At 43.8% G+C, this 6,508-nt stretch carries 5 protein-coding genes, 1 tRNA gene and 1 pseudogene; all 7 read left to right on the plus strand.

Annotated features, from left to right (window positions below; all coding sequences use genetic code 11):
- Window positions 1-961 (plus strand): MATE family efflux transporter (locus BXY_RS22125; RefSeq protein WP_208946892.1); only part of this gene is annotated, 961 nt, incomplete at its 5' end.
- A gap of 104 nt (window positions 962-1,065) precedes the next feature.
- A complete protein-coding gene (gene ffh, locus BXY_RS22130; RefSeq protein WP_004312925.1) occupies window positions 1,066-2,388 on the plus strand; it encodes a signal recognition particle protein in 1,323 nt (440 codons plus the stop codon).
- Between the two features lie 207 nt (window positions 2,389-2,595).
- Complete coding sequence (gene folD / locus BXY_RS22135) at window positions 2,596-3,477, plus strand: bifunctional methylenetetrahydrofolate dehydrogenase/methenyltetrahydrofolate cyclohydrolase FolD (protein ID WP_015532998.1); 882 nt, start codon at window positions 2,596-2,598, stop codon at window positions 3,475-3,477.
- A pseudogene (locus BXY_RS22140) lies at window positions 3,474-4,622 on the plus strand (CapA family protein); the annotation flags it as partial. The gene folD and the pseudogene BXY_RS22140, both read left to right, overlap by 4 nt.
- A gap of 69 nt (window positions 4,623-4,691) precedes the next feature.
- Window positions 4,692-4,770: transfer RNA gene (locus tag BXY_RS22145), tRNA-His, on the plus strand.
- 202 nt (window positions 4,771-4,972) lie between these two features.
- On the plus strand, window positions 4,973-5,353 hold the full coding sequence (locus BXY_RS22150) for a hypothetical protein (protein WP_015532999.1): 381 nt from the start codon (window positions 4,973-4,975) through the stop codon (window positions 5,351-5,353).
- 35 nt (window positions 5,354-5,388) lie between these two features.
- Window positions 5,389-6,246 carry an IS3 family transposase gene (locus tag BXY_RS22155; protein WP_015533000.1) on the plus strand — a complete coding sequence of 286 codons (858 nt, stop codon included), beginning with the start codon at window positions 5,389-5,391 and terminating at the stop codon, window positions 6,244-6,246.
- Window positions 6,247-6,508 lie beyond the last annotated feature (262 nt).

The raw sequence follows: 6,508 nt of genomic DNA on the forward strand, positions 1-6,508 counted from the left end.
CCGAACAATGGAGTTTCTGGACTGGCGTATTTACGGATTCTTTTTCTCTTTTATCAATGTCATGTTCCGGGCATTGTACATCGGCATTACACGCACTAAAGTGCTAACCATCAATGCTATTGTCATGGCATTAACCAATGTCGTACTGGACTATGCATTAATCTTCGGAAAGTTCGGTTTGCCGGAAATGGGTATCAAAGGGGCTGCTATTGCTTCCGTACTGGCAGAAGCCTCCTCCATTCTCTTTTTCGTCATCTATACGTATGCCACGGTCGATTTAAAGAAATACGGTATGAACCGCCTGCGCACATTCGACCCAGCATTACTGATGCGGATTCTTAGTATCTCCTGCTTCACCATGCTGCAATATTTCCTGTCGATGGCTACCTGGTTTGTTTTCTTCGTAGCCGTAGAACGGTTGGGACAACGGGAACTGGCAATTGCCAATATCGTCCGAAGTATTTATGTCGTATTGTTGATTCCGGTCAACGCACTGGCTACGACTACCAACAGTCTTGTCAGCAATGCTATTGGTGCAGGAGGCATCCAGCACGTGATGCCGCTCATTAATAAAATTGCGCGTTTCTCCTTTTTCATCATGCTGGGGTTAGTAGCGGTATCGGCACTGTTTCCGCAGTTCCTGCTCTCTATCTACACCAGTGAAGCTGCGCTCATTACGGAGTCCGTACCTTCGGTATATGTAATTTGTTGCGCCATGCTTATCGCATCCGTAGCCAATGTAGTGTTCAACGGTATCTCCGGAACAGGAAATACACAGGCAGCCCTGTTGCTCGAAACGATTACAATTATCATCTACGGATCATACATCATTTTCATCGGAATGTGGCTGAAAGCACCGATCGAAATTTGCTTTACGATTGAGATTGTGTATTATAGCTTGCTGTTGATAACAAGTTATATTTATCTCAAAAAAGCAAAATGGCAGAATAAAAAGATATAAATACAAGAGATTTTTGTACATTTGCAAGCTCAAATAAAGAGTAGACGGAAAAGTCCCTCTTTCGCCCAAGTAAATTGTAATTAGTAATTCGTAATTAAATAACTATGTTCGATAATTTAAGTGAAAGACTAGAACGGTCATTCAAGATTCTGAAAGGTGAAGGCAAAATCACCGAAATCAACGTGGCGGAGACGCTGAAAGACGTACGTAAAGCACTTCTCGACGCCGACGTAAACTACAAGGTGGCAAAGAATTTCACGGATACAGTGAAAGAAAAAGCTCTTGGCCAGAACGTGCTTACGGCTGTGAAGCCAAGCCAGTTGATGGTGAAGATCGTACATGATGAACTTACACAGTTGATGGGTGGAGAGACAGCCGAGATCAATATCGACGCCCGTCCGGCAGTCATCCTGATGTCAGGTTTGCAAGGTTCGGGTAAGACCACCTTCTCCGGTAAGTTGGCACGGATGCTGAAAACCAAGAAAAACCGTAAGCCATTACTGGTTGCTTGTGACGTTTACCGTCCGGCAGCTATCGAACAGTTGCGCGTATTGGCAGAACAAATCGAAGTACCGATGTACTGCGAACTGGACAGCAAGAATCCGGTAGAAATCGCACAACACGCTATTCAGGAAGCTAAAGCCAAAGGATATGACCTCGTTATCGTCGATACAGCCGGACGTCTGGCAGTAGACGAACAGATGATGAACGAGATCGCCGCTATCAAAGAAGCAATCAACCCGAACGAAATTCTGTTCGTGGTAGACTCCATGACCGGTCAGGATGCTGTAAACACGGCTAAAGAATTCAACGAACGTCTGGACTTCAACGGTGTGGTACTGACCAAACTTGATGGTGATACCCGCGGTGGTGCGGCTCTTTCTATCCGTTCGGTAGTGAACAAACCGATCAAATTTGTTGGTACAGGTGAAAAGCTGGAAGCAATCGACCAATTCCACCCTGCCCGTATGGCCGACCGTATTCTCGGTATGGGTGACATCGTTTCATTGGTAGAACGTGCACAGGAACAATATGATGAAGAAGAGGCTAAACGTTTACAGAAGAAAATTGCCAAGAACCAATTCGACTTCAATGACTTCCTTAGCCAGATTGCACAAATCAAGAAAATGGGTAATCTGAAAGACCTTGCCTCCATGATTCCGGGAGTAGGAAAGGCAATCAAAGATATTGATATTGACGACAATGCTTTCAAAAGCATCGAAGCTATCATCTATTCCATGACTCCGGCAGAACGTTCCAACCCGGAAATACTGAACGGATCACGTCGTACACGTATCGCAAAAGGTAGCGGAACGACTATTCAGGAAGTAAACCGCCTGCTGAAACAGTTCGACCAGACTCGCAAAATGATGAAGATGGTAACTAGCAGCAAGATGGGCAAGATGATGCCTAAAATGAAAAGATAATCATTCAATAGATCCAAACTGATTATAACAAAAAAGAGGAAGTTTCGACTTCCTCTTTTTTTGTATCCGGAAGCCTACGGTAGAAAGTAGTTTCTCCACTAACAAACTGATAATATACTGCTCATCTCCTGACAAAAATTCCAATCCTTTTGGAGAGTTCAGTTATTTATTTTACTTTTGCCCATCACCAATAAATACTCTGAAAATATGACTCTGATAGACGGAAAAGCCATTTCCGAACAAGTGAAACAAGAGATTGCAGCCGAAGTAGCCGAAATTGTGGCTCGTGGCGGAAAACGCCCGCATCTGGCGGCTATCCTTGTTGGACACGATGGTGGTAGCGAAACGTATGTAGCTGCCAAAGTAAAAGCCTGTGAAGTATGTGGATTCAAGTCCTCCCTCATCCGTTATGAAAGTGACGTGACCGAAGAAGAACTGCTTGCCAAAGTACGCGAACTGAATGACGACGACGATGTAGACGGCTTTATCGTACAACTTCCCTTACCTAAACATATCTCCGAACAGAAAGTAATCGAAACGATTGATTACCGTAAAGATGTAGACGGCTTCCACCCGATCAACGTAGGCCGTATGTCCATCGGACTTCCGTGCTATGTATCCGCTACTCCCAACGGTATCCTCGAATTGTTGAAACGTTACGAAATAGAGACTTCCGGCAAAAAATGTGTTGTACTCGGACGTAGCAATATCGTCGGCAAACCGATGGCTGCCCTGATGATGCAGAAAGCCTATCCGGGCGATGCCACGGTGACGGTATGCCACAGCCGCAGCAAAGACCTGATAAAAGAATGTCAGGAAGCTGATATTATCATCGCTGCCCTGGGACAACCCAACTTTGTAAAAGCCGAAATGGTGAAAGAAGGTGCGGTAGTTATCGATGTAGGTACTACGCGTGTGCCGGATGCAACCAAGAAATCAGGCTTCAAACTGACTGGTGACGTGAAGTTTGACGAAGTTGCCCCAAAATGTTCCTTTATCACTCCCGTACCGGGCGGTGTTGGACCGATGACGATTGTATCGTTAATGAAAAATACACTCTTAGCTGGCAAGAAAGCCATTTATCAATGAAACATAGCTTGTTTCTGATGATTTTACTTCTCTCTTTGTCCTGCACCTCCCGGTCGCAGGCAAAGAGAGATTCTATCATCGATACCCTGTCGGACAGCCTTTCCGCAACCGACAGTATTTCCCCCACTGATACCCTACGACTCCTTTTCGTAGGTGACCTCATGCAGCATCAAGGACAAATCAACGCTGCACGAACCTCAACCGGCTATGATTACTCCACCTGTTTTACGTACGTTAAAGAAGAAATAGGGAGAGCCGATCTCGCTATCGCCAATCTGGAAGTTACGTTAGGAGGCAAACCCTACAAAGGTTATCCTGCTTTCAGCGCACCGGACGAATTTCTGACCGCAATTCATGACGCAGGTTTCAATGTTTTAGTAACTGCCAACAATCATAGTCTCGACCGTGGCAAATCCGGACTGGAGCGTACCATTCAACTTATCGACTCGTTGAAAATTCCACATGCAGGCACGTATATCAACACCGAAGAACGCGACAAGAAATATCCTCTTTTATTGGAAAAGAACGGGTTCCGCATCGCCCTGCTCAACTATACGTATGGCACAAACGGTATCCCCGTTACTCCTCCCAATATCGTGAATTATATTGATACAACAGTTATCGCCAAAGATATTGAAGAGAGCAAAGCAATGAAACCGGACGCAATCATAGCTTGTATGCATTGGGGAATCGAATACCAGTCGCTCCCGGACAAAGAGCAGAAATTCCTTGCTGACTGGCTGATTCAAAAAGGAGTAAATCATGTCATCGGCTCCCATCCTCACGTAGTTCAACCCATCGAAGTTCGTACAGACAGCGTGACAAACGACAAACATCTCGTAGTCTATTCACTGGGAAATTATATTTCCAATATGTCCGCCCGCCGCACCGATGGTGGACTGATGGTAAGAATGGAATTAGTAAAAGACAGCACAGTCCGTCTCAATAATTGCGAGTATAGTTTAGTCTGGACAGCCCGCCCCATTCAGTCCGGAAAAAAAAATCATCAATTACTCCCCGTCAACCTACCTGCTGATTCAATTCCTTTACAAGCACGTAACTCTCTGAAGATCTTCACAAATGATGCTCGAACCCTTTTCAACAAGCACAATCAGGGAATAAAAGAATATACTTTTTACAAAAAAAGTAGTGAAATCTTTTGGAGATTAAAAGATAATATCTATCTTTGCACCGCGTTAGAGAAACGCAGACATGGTGGCTGTAGTTCAGTTGGTTAGAGCGTCAGATTGTGGTTCTGAATGTCGTGGGTTCGAGTCCCATCTGCCACCCCCAAAGAAACCCTTGTAAGTTAAGTACTTATGAGGGTTTTCTTTTTGTTGGTAGAATATCATTCAAGTGCTAAAGTTTTTCCGGCTCAGTTGTAATTCTTGGGGGATTAAGTTTAGTCAATTCCCTTCATGCATATACCTTTGCTAGCCTAAAAAGGAAGTGTAGTGTACTAAATAAGTTGACACTTCTTAAATGCGAAATTCCCATGAAAGAATTAAAAAAGAAGTACACTCCTTACACAGAATCCGAACGAATGTCTTATATTCGTGAGTATTTATCTACTTCGGAAACGAAGTATCAGTTTGCCAAACGTACCGGTATTTGCCGTCGTCTGCTGATTCTTTGGCTTGATAAGTATCATATAAATGATAAAGTTATGAGTACAGACCACCCCTCTTTCAACAAATACTCTGCTGAGTCTCTCAATGAACTGGAGAAAGAACTCGCTGCATTGCGTGCCGAAAATCGCAAACTTCAGCGTGCTCTTCAGGAGGAAAGTCTTCGTCATGAAGCTTGTGAGGAATTAATAAATCTTGCTGAGTCAACCTATCACATCAAGGTTCGAAAAAACTCCGATGCCAAGTAATCGATACCTTGTCACAGGGGAACTCTGCCCGTCATATGCGCGGTAGGCTACAGTTCCTCTGTGATTACTTCGGCATAACCAGACAAGGTTATTATAAGCATGTCAACAGAAAAAAGGAAATAGACATCCTCACATCAAGCATTGTGTTGTATTGTAATGAGTTACGTAAACTTATGCCTAAGGCTGGTATACGTGAACTCTATGCATGCTGTCTCCGCAAGTTTGGTGTCAGGATGGTCATTGGGCGTGATCAATGCTATAATATTTTTCGTGCTAATGGCCTGTGTCAACGTGTCAGACATGTGAGACCAAAGACAACAAATTCTAATCATAATTATTACATTTATCCGGACTTGCTAAATGTTACTCCTAAATTTGTAGCTGACACATTCGGTTCAATGGTTGTAGCGGACATAACCTATGTTGCCACGTACCAGGGATGGGCTTACCTGTCTCTTCTTACCGATGCGGGCAGTCGGGCGATAGTTGGATATGCCCTGTGCAAAACACTTGAAGCGGAAGGTCCCTTAAAGGCACTGAGGATGGCTATAGACTTTTACAACAGATACAATGTTGATTTGAGTAGTCTCATACACCATTCTGACCGGGGAGTGCAATACTGCTCAAACCTGTATGTGGATATGCTCAAGAAACATCATATCAATATTAGTATGACGCAGTGTGGAGATCCGCTACATAATGCCCTGGCTGAACGGATGAATAACACGATCAAGAATGGGTGGTTGTTTGACTGCGAAGATGACAGCTTTGAACAGTTGGATAAACGTATAAGCGACGCCATATATGCATACAATTATGTTCGACCCCATCAAGGTATACAAATGAAAACACCGATGGAACATATTCGTAAGTACGCGGAAAAAGGTAGTTGAAGTCCCGCTCGTCGGGACGGGTGCTCCCGCCCCTTGCCGCGAGGGCGATCCCCGAGCGAAGAGTTTTTGTTGTTTAATGAAGTTTACAGCCCGAAGTCTTGCATTTATAAGAAAAGATACATATGTTTGCAACATCTTTAATATGACAACTTATTAAGGAATTACAAAGGGACAAGTAAACTTATTTAGGTTTTAAAATATATTGAGTTAACTAACTTAGGTATAACAAACGAAGTTGTCAACTAAATCCAGTACAGTACAG

It is taken from the genome of Bacteroides xylanisolvens XB1A (genome assembly GCF_000210075.1).
In the GTDB taxonomy this organism is placed as follows: Bacteria; Bacteroidota; Bacteroidia; order Bacteroidales; family Bacteroidaceae; genus Bacteroides; species Bacteroides xylanisolvens.

Bases quoted from the DNA above. Each gene is read 5' to 3' on its own strand.
- ffh (WP_004312925.1), top strand. From the start codon at position 1,066: ATGTTCGATAATTTAAGTGAAAGACTAGAACGGTCATTCAAGATTCTG.
- folD (WP_015532998.1), top strand. From the start codon at position 2,596: ATGACTCTGATAGACGGAAAAGCCATTTCCGAACAAGTGAAACAAGAG.
- BXY_RS22150 (WP_015532999.1), top strand. From the start codon at position 4,973: ATGAAAGAATTAAAAAAGAAGTACACTCCTTACACAGAATCCGAACGA.
- BXY_RS22155 (WP_015533000.1), top strand. From the start codon at position 5,389: ATGCGCGGTAGGCTACAGTTCCTCTGTGATTACTTCGGCATAACCAGA.